Source organism: Marivirga sp. (assembly GCF_024636815.1).
Classification (GTDB): Bacteria; Bacteroidota; Bacteroidia; order Cytophagales; family Cyclobacteriaceae; genus Marivirga.
Genome location: NZ_JAGXGF010000183.1, coordinates 1 through 15,745, shown reverse-complemented (window position 1 = coordinate 15,745; position 15,745 = coordinate 1). Strand labels below are relative to the sequence as shown.

Here is a 15,745-nt window from a genome sequence, read left to right as displayed (position 1 = left end):
TGTCAGTTGTATACACAGGGCTTCACCCTGTGTTATAATACAACGTCCTTTCAGGACTAAAAAAGAAATCAAAATCATTCAATTAAGACAAAAAATTAAAAAAAGAGCGGATATTATAAAAAGCTTAACTTAACGACATTGAGCTCGCACCAGCACAGAAATTAAGCAGACTCAGTTTGAGGAGTTTCCAATATCAAACCAAAGATCAGTTACCTTCAATTTTCTCTAATTCTTTAAATTATTTCAATATATTTAAGTTTGATTAAAATCTAAATCCTATGAAAAAGTTATATCCAATTCTATTTGCCCTAGTTATTATTCCTGCCATTTCTTATACGCAGGATTTACACAAAATTGCTTTAGAGAAAGCCGAAGACATTGAAGAAAAGGTAATTGAATGGAGAAGGCATTTTCATGAAAACCCGGAATTATCTAACCGAGAATATAAAACGGGGGAGAAAATTGCTGAACACTTAAAAGATTTAGGTCTAGAAGTAGAAACCGGAGTTGCCCATACAGGAGTGGTAGCTGTATTAAAAGGTGGAAAACCAGGACCAGTCGTGGGATTGAGAGCAGATATTGATGCCTTACCAGTAACAGAGCGAAATGATTTATCTTTTAAATCGGAAGTGGTAACCGAATATAATGGTCAGGAAACCGGTGTAATGCATGCTTGTGGTCATGATACGCATATTGCTATTATGATGGGAGTTGCTGAGGTTTTCAGTGAAATGAAAGAAGACATTCCAGGAACCATCAAATTTATATTTCAGCCTGCTGAAGAAGGAGTGCCTGCAGGAGAAAGAGGAGGAGCTAAAATGATGGTAGAAGAAGGCGTACTTAAAAACCCGGATGTGGAAGCAATTTTTGGTCTGCACATCAATGCCGGAACAACTGTCGGCCATATCAAATATAAGCAAGAAGGTATTATGGCGGCTTCTGATCGATTTACTATCAATATTAAGGGCAAACAAGCGCATGGCTCTACACCATGGGCTAGTGTTGATCCTATAGCGGTCTCTGCTCAAATCATTAATAGTTTGCAATACATTGTATCCAGAAATGCAGAATTAACTAAAGAAGCAGCAGTTGTAACAGTCGGAATCATGAAAGCTGGGAATCGTTTTAATATAATTCCTGAAACAGCCATGTTGGAAGGAACAATCAGAACTTTGGATGAAGGCATGAGGGAAATGATTCACGAAAAGATAAGGTTGACAGCTGAAAATATTGCTGAAATAGCTGGAGCAACTGTTGAAGTAGAAATAGTAGAAAATGCACCATTGACTTACAATGACATTGATTTAACCAATAAAATGGTGTCTTCTTTTCAAAAAACAGTAGGAGAGGATAAACTACATCTGATGAAGGCTGTAACTGGTGCTGAGGATTTCTCTTATTTCCAAAATCAAATCCCTGGTTTATATTTCTTCATAGGTGGAAGACCCGAACTAGAACCGGAAGGTCGAGCTCTGGGAGGACACCATACTCCTGATTTCTACATAGACGAAAGTGGGATGCTCACGGGTGTAAAAGCTTTTATTAATTTGACTTTAGATTATATGGAAGCAGAGAAATAAATACATAGTACAGTAAATTCCAACTTCGAGCTTCCGACTTCTAACTTCGGTACCGAAACATCTCAATCTCTTTGCCATCTAGCGTATAATATTTACTAATCAGATTGGCAGTAAGACAAGAGTGAATTGGAAGGATATATAACAAATCTCCAATCTTAATTTGGTCGAAGGCTTCATCAGGAACATGAATAGTACCGTGTTCCTGAGATAGTTTTTTAACATACCAGTCTGGAATAGGATTGCCCCATGCATTATCCTTTTGCTCAGCTATTAATCCATAAATGATATTACCGTCTTTTTCGATTCTGTCTTTTGAAAAGTGAACAGCCCCACCATATACGATTACCTCGTTTCTGTCAGCATGTTTTGCTACCACGGGACAAGGCATGGCTACGGCTATATCTTCATAATTACAAGAACCAATTTCAGCTTGCATAACATCAAAAAAGACAAAATTACCGGGACGCATTTCATCAATATGGTCAAAATCTTCACAGACACTGCAGGTAGGAGTGTCTCCATTTGAAATGATGATTTCAGAATATTTCTTTTTAAAATAATTTTTTAGCTTAATCATCTTTTCAGAAGTATAAGCATGAATTTTATCAATTTCTTTTTTGCCTTTAGCTTGATAGGTATGCCCGGCATGTTGTAAAAATCCTTTAAAAGTGATTAAAGGATTTTTATTTAGTTCATTGACAATAGCTTCAATGCCTGTAAAATCTTCTGCTCTTATCCCTGTTCTATGGTATCCTGCATCTGTTTTAATAAAAATACCGATAGGAAATTTTAACCACTCATTTAGATTTTTGGCTGTTTCAACTGATTCCATACAAATATTTAAGCTTATTTTTTCAGCTAATTGGTTTACAGTTTCATGTTCTAAAATATTTAGAGGAAATGCCACTGTAATATCGTTCCATCCAGCTTGAGCAAAATATTTAGCCATTTGAAGTGAGGAAACTGCACAAGAATTAATGCCATATTCTTTAAACCATTCACCTACTTTATGAGATTGATGTGTTTTAAAATGAGGACGTAAATTACAATTGAATTTCTTGGCACGATTTAGCATTTTTTCAATGTTCAGCCTGCACTTTTTTTCATCAAGTAATAGGGTAGGTTTTGTGATATTCATAATTACTCTTAGTCTAAATGAATTAATTCTCCTCCATTGCTTACATTCACCTTTAGGCCTGGATCTCCTTTGTAAAGGATTCTTCCTGCATTTTCTATGCTTCCAATCAAGCTATCCTTTACATTTACTATAATGTCATTGTAACCTCTCTGCAATACATTTGCTCTGTTGGCTATTAAATTACTGCAATCATATTTGCCATCATTAAAATATGCTCGAACTCTTAAGTTATTGCATTTTCCAGCTACGTTAAAAAGCGATGAAGAATTACTTAAAAGGGTAGTGTTATTATTGTTGATTTTTAAATCAACTTCATTTGTAGCACTCTGAATTCGGATGACAAAATCATTTCTAATCGTATCTGCAGAAGTGACTTTTCCATTGCTTAGGCAAAGGACATTAATTTTACTTTTATTGGTAAACCATTTTAATTGTGGTTTTTCAAAATCTCTTGTCCAACCACAGAAATTTTGATTAAAAAAGCTAAGGGAATCATTTTCATGTTCCATTACAATTTTAGGAATTAAATTTTTCCCATAAGTTAATTCAAAATACTCACGATCAGTCTCTACTATTTCCAATTCTATATCGTCATGAATTAATATTTCTGCGAAATCTGGAATATCATCAATTATAATAGTAGTTTCTTCACCTGATTTTTTGAAGCAATCATATGCTTCTTCTGAATCACAAGATTGAATTGAAATTCCTAAAAGGACTAAAAATAAATATGTTCTATATCTTCTTAAAATCTCCATCCAATACCTATTTCTGCTTGTTCAGCTGTGGCGGCATGTGTTTTTAATGCAACTTGTGCTATTATATTATTATGAAATTGATAACGCAATCCGAAACGCTGATATACCGGCATATTGGATTTGCTAGGATTGTAAACATATACGCCCATTTGAGTGATAAATCCTAGTTTCCCAAATTTCAGTTCGTGTCCAATTAATAATCCCAACCTTTTGAAATCGGCTATTTCTTCTTCATCATAAATTCTAAACCAATTGGTCGCAATCTGTTCTTTTAATGAATAACTGTGAAAATATTCGATTCCAACTCCCCAATCACTTTTGGGGTTAACGTATTTTTGTCCGTATAATAATAAATTAAAAAATGGAAGAGGTTCTCTAACTTGCAAGGTTCGAGTATTTCTTCCCCCACTAACCATTAAATAAACTTGATAAGGAGTTTTATCTAAAGGTGTAATGTCTCTGAATTCTTTATCTTCCTGACTTTTGATTTTATAGGACATCCCCAAATTGGCGGTTATAATATTTATACCTCTATTAGGGGCTCTTTGTGCGCCATTGCTGGAATGAGTTATATTTAAATTGGGTGTTAAGCTAATCTGCTCATTCAATTTGATTTCATATGTAAAGCGAGTTTGCAACAGATAAGTGATGGTACTGGTGACCATATTATTCTGGTTATTGGTTTCCCTATCATAGGGATTTGTGCTATAAACCAGGCCCGTTCCAATTCTGAAATACAAGGCAGTATTTTCAGTTCTTTTAATGGGAAGATCCATTGCAGCAGAGGCAACCACTAAATGCCCTAATTTAGGGTTTTGTAGATTATAATACGATAGACCATAACTGACTAATGGCTTTTTGTATATGTTTTCCCATTCTCTTTTTCCATTAAGTTTTTGCTGTAAACTTAACTCTATACCCGAAGGATTAGAATTAGCTAAATGCCCTACATGCTCATTATGCTTTAATATAAAGCCTTTAATGACCTGTCCATTTAAATACCAATCGTATTGCTGGGCATCTAAGGGAAGGCTAACCAATAAAAATAAAATAGCAAGGCTTAATTTTTTCAAAATATTATTGTTTAAACCGCAACAGGCGCCTTTATGTGAGGGTGGTATTGATAATCCACTAATTCCAAGTCATCAAATTTAAAATCAAAGATGTTTTTTACATTTGGGTTGATCTTCATTTTTGGAAGTGGGTAATGCTCTCTTGATAGTTGTAATTCTGTTTGTTCCAAATGATTGGAGTATAAGTGCGCATCACCTAAAGTATGGATAAAATCACCGGGTTCTAAATCACATACTTGAGCTACCATCATGGTCAACAAAGCATAAGAAGCAATATTAAAAGGTACGCCTAAAAATACATCTGCAGAGCGCTGGTAAAGCTGGCAACTTAATTTCCCATCTGCCACATAAAACTGAAATAGAGCATGGCATGGGGGCAAAGCCATATTTGGAACCTCTGAAACATTCCAGGCGCTTACCATTATTCTTCTTGAATTTGGTGTGTTTTTTATTTGCTCGATTATCTGGCTAATCTGGTCAATATGTTGACCATTAGGTGTGGGCCAGTTTCTCCATTGTGACCCATAAACAGGGCCAAGTTCACCGTTTTCATCAGCCCATTCGTCCCAAATCGAAACTCCATTTTCCTTTAAATATTTTATATTGGTTTCTCCTTTCAGAAACCAAAGTAGTTCATGAATAATAGTTCTTAAATGAAGCTTTTTAGTAGTCACCACAGGAAATCCTTCGGATAAATCAAATCGCATTTGATAGCCGAAAACACTTATGGTTCCGGTTCCGGTTCGGTCTCCTTTTTGAACGCCATTGTCCAAAATATGCTGCATTAATTCATGATACTGCTTCATTTTGCTTTGAATTTATTGTGTTAAAGGAAATTTTATTTAAAGTTAATAAATAGAAAAATACTATCGATGAAACATCATAAAATATAACACGATATGAGCAACTGTCACTAAAACTAAGCGTGCAAATTCTATTTTATTTCGCTCCGATTTTTCAGTTTTAGTATATAAGTAATAAAATACAGCGTAATAAGGGATAGGTAATGCAATAAATGCAATCTCTGGAATAGGCAGTCTGCCCATAATTATTATTATTGCGGGTATGTAGTAAATAAATGCTGAAAATCGTTTCGCTTTTTCTAAATCCATTTTGCTTTTGTATATATTCTAAAAACTTTTGTATATATTCTAAAAATAAGTAACACAAATATTGATCATTTGCTACTGAATATCAATCCCCATAGCTATTGGGATAATTTTTTCTTTTGTAATTGCCTATTAGGCTTAATTTAATTTTTCGTAAATAATTGCTGCGCCTTGTCCAACTCCTACACACATGGTGGCCAATCCATATTTTACATGGTCTCTTTTTTGCATTTCATGCAATAAAGTAGCTGAAATTCTTGTTCCGCTGGCCCCTAATGGATGACCTATGGCAATAGAACCACCATTTACATTAATAATTTCAGGATTTAGATCTAAATCATGAATGCATGCAATCGATTGTGAAGCAAAGGCTTCGTTTAATTCGATTAAATCTATATCTGAAATTTTTAATCCGGCTCTTTTTAAAGCTTTTTGAGTAGCAGGCACAGGACCTATCCCCATGGTATCAGGACTTACACCCGCGATGGCCATACTTACAACCCTTGCCATTGGCTTTAAATTAAATTTCTTTAGAGTTTCTTCATTCACTATTAAGCTGGCGGCTGATCCGTCATTTACTCCACTGGCATTACCTGCTGTAACTGAGCCATTCTTTTTAAAAGCTGGCTGAAGAGAACCTAATTTTTCTATAGAAGAAAGTCTAGGGTGTTCATCTTTTCCAAACACAATATCTTCTGATTTCCTTTGCGGAATTGATACCGAAATTAATTCATTACTAAATTTCCCTGCTTTATGCGCAGTATCATATTTTAATTGTGAATTATGCGCAAATTCATCTTGAGCTTCTCTACTGATTTTCCATTTTTCTGCTACGTTTTCTGCAGTTTCTCCCATAGCAAAAGGGTGGTGCATTTCAGCTAATTTTGGATTGATAAACCTCCATCCAATAGTGGTATCATAAACCTCAGGCTTTCTTGAGTAAGCAGTTTCGGCTTTGGCCATTACAAATGGGGCACGTGTCATGCTTTCTACACCACCGGCAATAAAAGCTTCTCCATCACCCAGCATAGTCGCACGACTTGCATCCATAATAGATTGCAAACCAGAAGCACATAATCTATTTACCGTTACACCTCCAACTTGTGTAGGTAACCCTGCCATTAATCCAGCCATTCTCGCTACATTCCTATTATCTTCACCGGCTTGATTGGCAGCACCAAAAATTACATCTTCCAGTAATGATTTATCAAAGTTAGGCTGTCTTTCCAATAAACTTTTAATGATATGAGCAGCTAAATCGTCAGGTCTGACACTGCTTAAGGTTCCTCCAAATTTTCCTACCGGAGTTCTTGCTATATCTACTATGTATGCTGTTTTAATCATTCCCATAAATTTTTCAAAAGCGAAATTAAGCTTTTTAAATTCAAGCTGAAAATGTTAATCTTGTTTATGTTTTATTTTTTGGATGAATAATAAACAGAAAGGGCAGATTACTTGCGCAATCCGCCCTATTCATCATCATCCATCATTTGAGGTCATCACTCCTCAAATATTTTTAATATTATCGTAAGCTTTTATATATGTCAGGACATTTCCCTTTGTAATTTTTACTTGGATCTTTTCCTTTCCATTCAAATCTGTATGATAAAGTGAATTCATTTGTTGCGCCATAATTTATTTGGGCATTTTGTAAACTATGATCATAGCTGTAACCCATATTAAATTGTTGAAATGAAAACCCAACCGTAAATACCATGGCCTGTTTTACTCTATACCAAGTGCCTAAGGTCAGGAAACTATTGTTCCAATATCCACCAATGTTTAAATAATCCATATTCGCTTGGTTTTCATATACAATTGATGGAGTGATAGAATAAGCTTGTTTACTATATGAATACTTCTGAATTTTATACGCTATATGAGCTGTGTATCTTCTGGGTAAAATAGCGTGTGATTCAGGATTAAATCTTTCTTTAGGAGTATTGATATGTGATATGTTTAATCCTGCTATTAAGTTTTCAGCGGCATAAATAAATCCTACTCCAACATCTACCATATTAGTTCTTGATTGACCAAATCTTTCTGCAGTTGGATAGCGATTACCACTTCCTGCTCTCATTTGATCTTCGAAAGTCAAAGTGCTCCAATCAAATGATTTTTGGAAATAGTTTAATGAAATGCCTCCACCAATTAGGGCTCTATTATTTAACTGTATTCTGTGAGATAACGTAGTTCCGATAGCGTTATTATTAATCACTCCATCCATTTGTTGATCATTCAAAGCATGAATTGCTAATCCTGATTGTTTACCTAAAGGAGTATCAAATGAAAAGTAAGAAGCATTATATGCACTAAGGTTGCTCCACTGTTGTCTGTGGGCTAATGTTAATCTTGGATTTCCTTCCGAGCCAGCCAAAGCGCTATTTAAATATATAGGATTAGAATAGAACTGAGAAAAATAAACGTCTTGCGCTTTTAAGTCCATACGGTGCCCTAGTAGAAGGGCTAGAATCGCTGGAATGATGAATAATTGTTTCATGATGATTTATCTTGATGAATGACATTACAAATATGGGAGTCTTTATCATCCTATAAATCAGCAGAAAACGGAAATTTTAACTAAGGGAAATACTTAGGAGAAGCTAGAGGTTAGAATCTAGAACCTATACAATTGCCAATCGACAAACTTCGAGCTCCTGACTTCTATCTTCTAACTTAATCCAATCGACTTAGCTTCCCATCTTTCATCTCATGCCGTTCATCTGAAATTGAAGCTAGTTCCTTATTGTGGGTTACTATCACGAATGCTTGTCCTAATTCATCTCTTAATTTCAGAAATAAGGAATGGAGTTCTTCGGCATTTTTAGAATCTAAATTTCCACTAGGTTCATCTGCAAAAACAATGTCGGGATTATTCATTAATGCTCTGGCAACAGCTACTCTTTGTTGTTCACCTCCGCTGAGCTGACCAGGTTTGTGGTGAGACCTTTGCTCAATTCCTAAAATTTTCATTAGTTCTTGAGCCCTTTCCAAAGATGAATTTTCGTCTTTTTTGGAAATATAAGCAGGGATTAAAATATTCTCTTCGGCAGTAAATTCGGGTAAAAGGTTATGAAACTGAAAGATAAAACCAATAGCACTGTTTCTGAAATTGGATAATCTACTGCCTTTTAAATGGCTAATATCTTTATCTTTAAAAAATAGTTCACCGCTATCGGCTTGATCTAATGTGCCTAATATATGTAAAAGCGTACTTTTTCCAGCGCCACTAGGCCCTACAATAGCAGTGATTTTTGCTGCATCCAGCTGAAAATCAATACCATCTAATACTTTTAGGTCTCCATAATGCTTTTGGATATTTTTAGCGCTTAATATGCTCATGGCTCAAAGATAAAGAGAAACTAGTAACTAGGAATAAGACACAGGAATATTTTGCAAAGTGTTTTTGAAATCCTCAAAATACTATGCCTTAAACCATAATTAGCAATTCCTCTTAAAAAAAAAATAGGTGTATTTTATTTAAGAATTAGACACTTTTTATTCCAGAGTGGTATTTAATTCTATATCGTAAATACCAAATCTCCTTTTCAATTCCATACTACCCAAAATGTCTTTTGAAGGAATATCTTTGTAACTTATACTTCTACTAACTTCATCTGAGCCTGCTAAATAAATAAGGGCCTCTCTTAAAAGTTTTTCGTTAACATCGCCTAATTCTAATTTAACCAATGAATTATCTTTTAAAGGAATGTCAGGATAGAATCCTAAATCATAATCTGACTGATTAAGACTGTTAAAAGATTTTGTGATAATAGGCTGCATGCCCCAATTGTTATCTGGATTGTCTTCTTCATAAAAGCTAGTAGAACCAACATTTTTACCCACAGTTGTATCCCCAATAATATAGGTGTCTATAAATGGATTTAGGCCATTAATTAAAAGCTCAGATGCTGATGCGGTTCTTGATGACGTTAATACAGTCAGTTGAGGGCTTTGTAGCGTGTTACCAATATTTTCCGCCTTATTCACAAACTTTCTATTCAGAGACTCTTCACCATATTCATTTACAATAGCTTGTTTCAATCCTTCATTATAATCTCTTTTCACGAATATATCCTGATCAGTAATATTAGCACCTATCAAACTAGCAAGGTTAATAGTGGCTCTTTCAGCCCCTCCACTATTATATCTTAGATCCATTATCAGATGATCAATACCTGCTGATTTAAAGCTTTCAAAAATCTGATCCATTTCAATTGCATAAGCTGCACTATCTGCATCGGTTCCTACTGCAAATAAATTGTAAACATAATATCCTATTTTTTTACCATTTCTAGTATAAACTGTGTCAAGGTGATTTGGATTTTCAGCAAATTGAATGGCACTTAACTCAAAGTCACCGATTTCCTCAAAGGCTTCATTTTGGAAATTGTATCTCTCTATTGTTAAAGTATGATTTTGACTTATATTTTTGAGTAGATCTCTGTAATTATCAATTGATAGCGCACTTCCATTTATTTTAGTAAATAAATCTCCTCTTTTAAGTCCTGCATCTTTAGCTGGTGAGTCCTTTTTTACGTAAGAAATTTGACCTAATAGTGTATTTGAATTTTCATCTTTTTTGTAGAGGATAAATTCGTATCCTGATTCTAATGTAATGCCTTGTAAAGAATTAAGCAATTCTTGAAAATTGGGCTGAATCCATGAAAAACGGTCTTGGTTAGATAATAAGCTGTAGAAAAAATCATCAGGATTTTCTTCATTTATGTTTTTTTCAGGTAAATCCTGATTCCAATAATAATAGAGATTTAAATTATCATAAATCCAATTGTTCACATATTCATTTGTACCATTTTCAAAGGTTTCAGGTTCGGGTTCTTCATTTCTACAAGAAGAAAATATTAAAATACTTATTAGTAAAAAATAGGATAGTGAGTTTTTCATTTTAATCTTGTTATGTAAGGTGTTTTTTTAATCAATTCAATCTCTAATTTAAGAAAAAAGTTCCTTTAATTGAGTAATAAGAATTGGCTATTAATTTGAAATTTTTCGAATGATGTATCGCATTGAAATAACCTCCTCTTGGACTAAGCTGTCTTGACTCTAATTCTTGTTTTGATAATTTTTCGGACCAAAAATCGACTAGTACGGCCTGTGTTGAGCCAGTTGCATGATCTTCCAGCTGCTGTACATGTGGGACAAGAGTTCTGCACACAAAATCATCTTTTTGTGAGGAAGGAGCAGTCACAGAATAGCCAAAAACATCTATTTTTCTCAGTGCCTCAAAGTCAGGTTTCATTTTAGCCATGCTCTGTTCATTTTCAAGTAATACAATATGTTTGTTTTCAGTTGGGTAATATTCCAAAATCTTCTGACCTAAAGCTCTTTCTAATCCCTCTGGTGGGGTTTGCTGATTACTTCTCCGAATATTATCTAATACAATAAAATGCTTATTTTCTGAATTAAGCCCCGCTTCAATAGTAATATTATTTTTCAAGAGTTTAAATCCATTATCAGAAGCTAATTCAGGAAATTGATCAGATAAAAAGACAGAAGCTGCCATTGCCCCATGTCCGCATAAACCAATTTCAGCGTCAGGAGCAAACCATCGGATTAGAAATTCATTTTCTTTATCAGTTTCCCAAAGAAAGGTTGTTGCAGGTTGATTTAACTCGGTAGCAATTGATTGTAACTTGTCGTCTGATAATTTATTATCTAAAAGAATAACGGCTGATGGATTTCCCAAAGCATTTATAGCTGATTTTGAAAATACATTAATGATTGCAAATGGAAATTCTGTTTTCATAAGATATATTTTAAAGTAGGATTACCAATAAGAAAAGTACGGCCAGTATAATGGCGACCCATTTCAATTGTTTTTGATAACTGCTTCTTGGGAATTCATATTTACAAATAGGACAAAATTGTGTGTCTTTTTCAATCATCATTGCGCAAGAAGGACATTCTTTTTTCATAATTACTTTTTGATTCATTGTTTATGAAACGGAATCTAACGGAATGCTATTTAATGCATCCTAGATTGATTCTCAAAAAATATTACGAAAAATATTGCAGAAAAATATTTTGAATACGCTTGTAAATATCAATTTGAATTGCTATATTCATATTAACGAGTCGGGAGAAAAGCTCCCAAACGTTATCATGAGGTAGGATTAATGACGAAATACTTTCATTATCACCCCAAAGGCGAGTTTAAGCTCGCCTTTTGGTTTTTTACGGGGTAGTAATTTTTTAAACTATTATTTTTCTTTGTTTTCAGAATCTTCTTCCTTTTCCTTTTTCTTATCTTTTTTGGGCTCTTCTGGTGGGCTATCTAGGATATTTCCGTAATCATCAACATAAGCAATCATGTCATCAAGAGCTCCGCCTTTTGATTGTTCTTTGCGCATTTCCTTTTTTTCTTGTTTCTCTTCTTTTTTCTTCATGCGCTTTTTCTCTTTTTGTTTCTTGATAAAGCTATTTTGCGATCTTGCCATAAAGTAGGGTTTTAATTAGTAGTGTAAGACAAGTATTTTACTTGAATTTAAAAAAATCCCTTTTGAGAGGGATTCAAAGGAGAATAACCATGGGAAGGTATCTGAAAAAGATAGATGCAAATGGTTAAACTTGCTTTGAAAGACAACAAAGCTACCAAAAAGCTTTCAAAATAACTATTTTTGAAAAGATCTGATAACTTATATTCTTGTAATACTAAGCGATAAGTTTTACTTTTGGTTCCACAAAAATCCTATAAAATTTGAAAAGACCCCAAACAATAGAGGAAGAATTAGCCAATAGTATTACGCATGGCTTTGGAATTTTGTTTAGTGTAGTAGCCATTTCGCTACTGATTACATTCTCTGTTTTAGAGGGAAGTGTATTCCATATTATTAGCAGCAGCTTTTTTGGTGGAGCCTTTTTGTTGATGTATACCTTTTCTACTATTTATCATGCCATTCAGCACCAAAAAACAAAAGCAATTTTAAGAATTTTCGATCATATTAGTATTTATTTTTTAATTGCCGGGACATATACCCCCTTTTTAATTTTGGGAATAGGAGGAACAATGGGGTGGTTGATGTTTGGAATAGTCTGGGGGATTGCTGTTTTAGGAACTGTTTTTAAAATATTTTTCACACATCGATTCCCGAAGTTATCTCTGTTTCTTTATTTAGGAATGGGTTGGATAGCGATTTTTATTGCCAAACCATTGTATGAAGAACTGTCAACGACTGTGCTTTTATTATTAATAGGAGGAGGGGTGAGTTATACTCTGGGGACTATCTTTTATACTAACCATAAAATGCGATATGCTCATGCTATTTGGCATGTGTTTGTGTTGATAGGAACTATAACGCATTTTATAGCCGTAATGTATTTATTGTAAGATTTAGAGATCAGTTTCTCTGATATTCAATAATTTCTTAATTGCATCAATAGTTTTGGTTTCCATATCATGAATAAAGCCATCTGCCATAATTACTTCCTGTAAATCATTCATGATTCTATTAGCATTGATTCTGTCATTTTTATAATGCAGATAATTATGATAGATGATATGGTTGATATCAGAATCAGATAGCTCTTCATATTCATCTTTTAAAGTAACGAACTTAGATCTAAGTTCGTCCATGTCTTCAATATCAGGAAAATAATCTTCCATTTTTGAGAGAATAACTTCAATTTCAGAGCCTTTAAGGCTATAGTCTGAACTTCCTACATGAATCAGTAGAAATAAAATAAAGCTTTCGTAATTCTTAAAAATATGATGCTTGTCCATTTCTTAGTTATGTTTAGTGTAAAGCTATACTTTTTTAAAATAAAAAAACAAAAAAGGCTTTGTCAATCGACAAAGCCTTTATTTTCTTCTTTAAAAATGGGGGATTACATCATTCCGCCCATTCCGCCCATGCCACCTGGCATTCCACCACCTTGCATTCCGCCACCATTGTCTTCTTCCTCTTCATCTGCCACTACACATTCAGTAGTTAGTAGCAATCCTGAGATAGAAGCCGCATTTTCTAGGGCTAAGCGAGTCACTTTAGTTGGATCAATTACACCAGCTGCAAACATGTTTTCAAACTTGTCTTCACGTGCATTGTAGCCATAATCATCCTTGCCTTCTAAAACTTTGTTAATGATTACAGAAGCTTCACCACCTGCATTTTCAACAATAGTTCTTAAAGGAGCTTCTAGTGCTAATCTGATAATATTCACACCAGTTTTCTGATCAAGGTTTTCAGTTTCTACCTTATCCAATACAGAGATAGCCCTTAACAAAGCAATACCACCACCTGCAACTATACCTTCTTGTACAGCAGCTCTGGTTGCGTGCAATGCATCATCAACTCTGTCTTTCTTCTCTTTCATTTCAACTTCAGTAGCTGCTCCTATATAAAGGATAGCAACACCACCAGATAATTTAGCTAATCTTTCTTGTAGCTTTTCTTTATCGTAGTCAGAAGTAGTATTTTCTATCTGAGATTTGATTTGACCTACTCTTGCTTCAATGTCGGCTTTTTTACCTGCACCATTAACAATAGTAGTATTATCTTTATCAATTGTGATTTTATCTGCTGTACCTAAGTAGTCAAGTGTAGCGCCATCTAGTTTATAACCTCTTTCTTCAGAGATTAAAGTACCACCGGTTAATACGGCAATATCCTCTAACATAGCTTTTCTTCTATCACCAAAGCCTGGAGCTTTAACAGCAGCAATTTTTAATGAACCCCTAATTTTGTTTACCACTAAAGTAGCTAAAGCTTCACCTTCTACTTCTTCAGAAATAATTAATAAAGGCTTACCAGTTTGAGAAACTGCTTCCAGTATTGGTAGCAATTCTTTCATGCTGGAAATTTTCTTATCGTAAATTAAGATGTAAGGATTCTCTAATTCAGCCTCCATCTTTTCCGTATTGGTAACGAAGTACGGGGATTGGTAACCTCTGTCAAACTGCATTCCTTCTACAGTTTTTACTTCAGTTTCAGTACCTCTAGCTTCTTCAACAGTTATAACGCCATCTTTACCCACTTTATCCATGGCTTCGGAAATCATTTTACCAATTTCTCTATCGTTATTGGCAGAAATAGTACCTACTTGCTCAATTTCGTTACTGTTTGATATGTTTTTAGATTGTTTTCTAAGGTTTTCAACAACAGCTTTAACAGCTTTGTCAATTCCTCTTTTTAAATCCATTGGGTTAGCACCAGCAGTTACGTTTTTAATTCCGTGTCTATAGATAGCCTGAGCTAATACAGTAGCAGTAGTAGTACCATCACCTGCTTCATCAGCAGTTTTAGAAGCTACTTCTTTTACCAATTGAGCGCCCATGTTTTCAATAGGATCTTTCAATTCAATCTCTTTGGCTACAGTTACACCATCTTTTGTTACAGATGGAGCACCAAATTTTTTGTCGATAATAACATTTCTACCTTTTGGGCCCAATGTTACTTTTACTGCATTAGCTAGTTTATCAACTCCTTTTCTTAAACCATCTCTGGCTTTTAAGTCGAATGAAATATTTTTTGCCATAATAATTATGTTTTAAAAGTTTTAAGATTTGAATTAAACTATAGCGAAGATATCTGATTCTCGCATGATCAGGTATTCTTTACCCTCTACAGTGATTTCAGTTCCGGCATATTTACCATATAAAACTGAATCACCCACCTTTACAGTAATTGGCTCATCAGGCTTGCCATTTCCAACAGCTATAACACTACCTCTTTGTGGTTTTTCTTTAGCGGTATCAGGAATAATGATGCCTGAAGCTGTTTTTTCTTCTGCTGCAGCTGGTTCTACCAGAACCCTATCTGCAAGTGGTTTAATGTTTACGTTTGACATTTTGTTATGATTAGTTTTTAAAACTCAATTTATAGTGAGTGAATAGCATTTTATATGCCACATCATAATACGTGTCAAAATAGCAGATTTTCAACTAGAAATATGACATGTAATATTCTGATACAAATTACCTATGCATTTTTGTCAGTTTCTTTTTATATTAGTGAGTTATTGTTATTGCAGATGGCGTTTTTTTACGCCTCATAAAGCATTAATTAACCTAAAAATTAAGTGGTATGAAAAAATTGGATGATGATTGGATTACTCAAGGTATTTTGGATTT

The 15,745-nt window shown here is 34.3% G+C and carries 17 protein-coding genes; 2 read left to right on the top strand and 15 right to left on the bottom strand.

Annotated elements, in window-relative coordinates; all coding sequences use genetic code 11:
* Positions 1–278: 278 nt before the first annotated feature.
* Positions 279–1,580 carry an amidohydrolase gene (locus Q0L29_RS13430; protein WP_296622458.1) on the top strand — a complete coding sequence of 434 codons (1,302 nt, stop codon included), beginning with the start codon at positions 279–281 and terminating at the stop codon, positions 1,578–1,580.
* 40 nt (positions 1,581–1,620) lie between these two features.
* On the opposite strand, the gene Q0L29_RS13425 is transcribed toward Q0L29_RS13430, so the two are convergent.
* The 12 genes from Q0L29_RS13425 to Q0L29_RS13370 all read right to left on the bottom strand — a co-directional run bounded on the left by Q0L29_RS13425 (position 1,621) and on the right by Q0L29_RS13370 (position 12,116).
* Positions 1,621–2,718 (bottom strand): alanine racemase, encoded by a 1,098-nt coding sequence (locus Q0L29_RS13425; protein WP_296622456.1) that lies wholly within the window; start codon positions 2,716–2,718, stop codon positions 1,621–1,623.
* 8 nt (positions 2,719–2,726) lie between these two features.
* Positions 2,727–3,476 (bottom strand): DUF2807 domain-containing protein, encoded by a 750-nt coding sequence (locus Q0L29_RS13420; protein WP_296622454.1) that lies wholly within the window; start codon positions 3,474–3,476, stop codon positions 2,727–2,729.
* A complete protein-coding gene (locus Q0L29_RS13415) occupies positions 3,464–4,549 on the bottom strand; it encodes an acyloxyacyl hydrolase (RefSeq protein WP_296622453.1) in 1,086 nt (361 codons plus the stop codon). The genes Q0L29_RS13420 and Q0L29_RS13415 overlap by 13 nt, the downstream gene beginning before the upstream one ends.
* An 11-nt stretch (positions 4,550–4,560) precedes the next feature.
* Complete coding sequence (locus Q0L29_RS13410; RefSeq protein ID WP_296622451.1) at positions 4,561–5,355, bottom strand: thymidylate synthase; 795 nt, start codon at positions 5,353–5,355, stop codon at positions 4,561–4,563.
* Between the two features lie 60 nt (positions 5,356–5,415).
* Positions 5,416–5,661: a hypothetical protein gene (locus tag Q0L29_RS13405; RefSeq protein WP_296622450.1), complete on the bottom strand. Its 246-nt coding sequence runs from the start codon at positions 5,659–5,661 to the stop codon at positions 5,416–5,418.
* Positions 5,662–5,796: 135 nt separating this feature from the next.
* Positions 5,797–6,999: an acetyl-CoA C-acyltransferase gene (locus tag Q0L29_RS13400; RefSeq protein ID WP_296622459.1), complete on the bottom strand. Its 1,203-nt coding sequence runs from the start codon at positions 6,997–6,999 to the stop codon at positions 5,797–5,799.
* A gap of 181 nt (positions 7,000–7,180) precedes the next feature.
* Entirely contained in the window at positions 7,181–8,158 is a 978-nt protein-coding gene (locus tag Q0L29_RS13395; RefSeq protein WP_296622448.1) for a PorP/SprF family type IX secretion system membrane protein, read from the bottom strand.
* A gap of 176 nt (positions 8,159–8,334) precedes the next feature.
* Entirely contained in the window at positions 8,335–9,000 is a 666-nt protein-coding gene (locus Q0L29_RS13390; RefSeq protein ID WP_296622446.1) for an ABC transporter ATP-binding protein, read from the bottom strand.
* Positions 9,001–9,156: 156 nt separating this feature from the next.
* Positions 9,157–10,563 carry a S41 family peptidase gene (locus Q0L29_RS13385; protein ID WP_296622445.1) on the bottom strand — a complete coding sequence of 469 codons (1,407 nt, stop codon included), beginning with the start codon at positions 10,561–10,563 and terminating at the stop codon, positions 9,157–9,159.
* A gap of 43 nt (positions 10,564–10,606) precedes the next feature.
* On the bottom strand, positions 10,607–11,425 hold the full coding sequence (locus tag Q0L29_RS13380) for a PhzF family phenazine biosynthesis protein (RefSeq protein ID WP_296622443.1): 819 nt from the start codon (positions 11,423–11,425) through the stop codon (positions 10,607–10,609).
* Between the two features lie 10 nt (positions 11,426–11,435).
* A complete protein-coding gene (locus tag Q0L29_RS13375) occupies positions 11,436–11,594 on the bottom strand; it encodes a DUF2116 family Zn-ribbon domain-containing protein (protein ID WP_296622441.1) in 159 nt (52 codons plus the stop codon).
* 285 nt (positions 11,595–11,879) lie between these two features.
* Positions 11,880–12,116 (bottom strand): cold-shock protein, encoded by a 237-nt coding sequence (locus Q0L29_RS13370; RefSeq protein WP_296622439.1) that lies wholly within the window; start codon positions 12,114–12,116, stop codon positions 11,880–11,882.
* A gap of 260 nt (positions 12,117–12,376) precedes the next feature.
* Between Q0L29_RS13370 and Q0L29_RS13365 the strand changes: the two genes are divergently transcribed.
* Positions 12,377–13,006, top strand: a complete 630-nt coding sequence (locus Q0L29_RS13365; RefSeq protein ID WP_296622437.1) for a hemolysin III family protein — start codon at positions 12,377–12,379, stop codon at positions 13,004–13,006.
* Between the two features lie 3 nt (positions 13,007–13,009).
* On the opposite strand, the gene Q0L29_RS13360 is transcribed toward Q0L29_RS13365, so the two are convergent.
* The 3 genes from Q0L29_RS13360 to groES all read right to left on the bottom strand — a co-directional run bounded on the left by Q0L29_RS13360 (position 13,010) and on the right by groES (position 15,462).
* Complete coding sequence (locus Q0L29_RS13360) at positions 13,010–13,399, bottom strand: TerB family tellurite resistance protein (RefSeq protein ID WP_296622435.1); 390 nt, start codon at positions 13,397–13,399, stop codon at positions 13,010–13,012.
* 104 nt (positions 13,400–13,503) lie between these two features.
* A complete protein-coding gene (gene groL, locus Q0L29_RS13355) occupies positions 13,504–15,150 on the bottom strand; it encodes a chaperonin GroEL (protein WP_296622434.1) in 1,647 nt (548 codons plus the stop codon).
* Between the two features lie 33 nt (positions 15,151–15,183).
* Positions 15,184–15,462 (bottom strand): co-chaperone GroES, encoded by a 279-nt coding sequence (gene groES / locus Q0L29_RS13350; RefSeq protein WP_296622433.1) that lies wholly within the window; start codon positions 15,460–15,462, stop codon positions 15,184–15,186.
* Between the last annotated feature and the right edge of the window lie 283 nt (positions 15,463–15,745).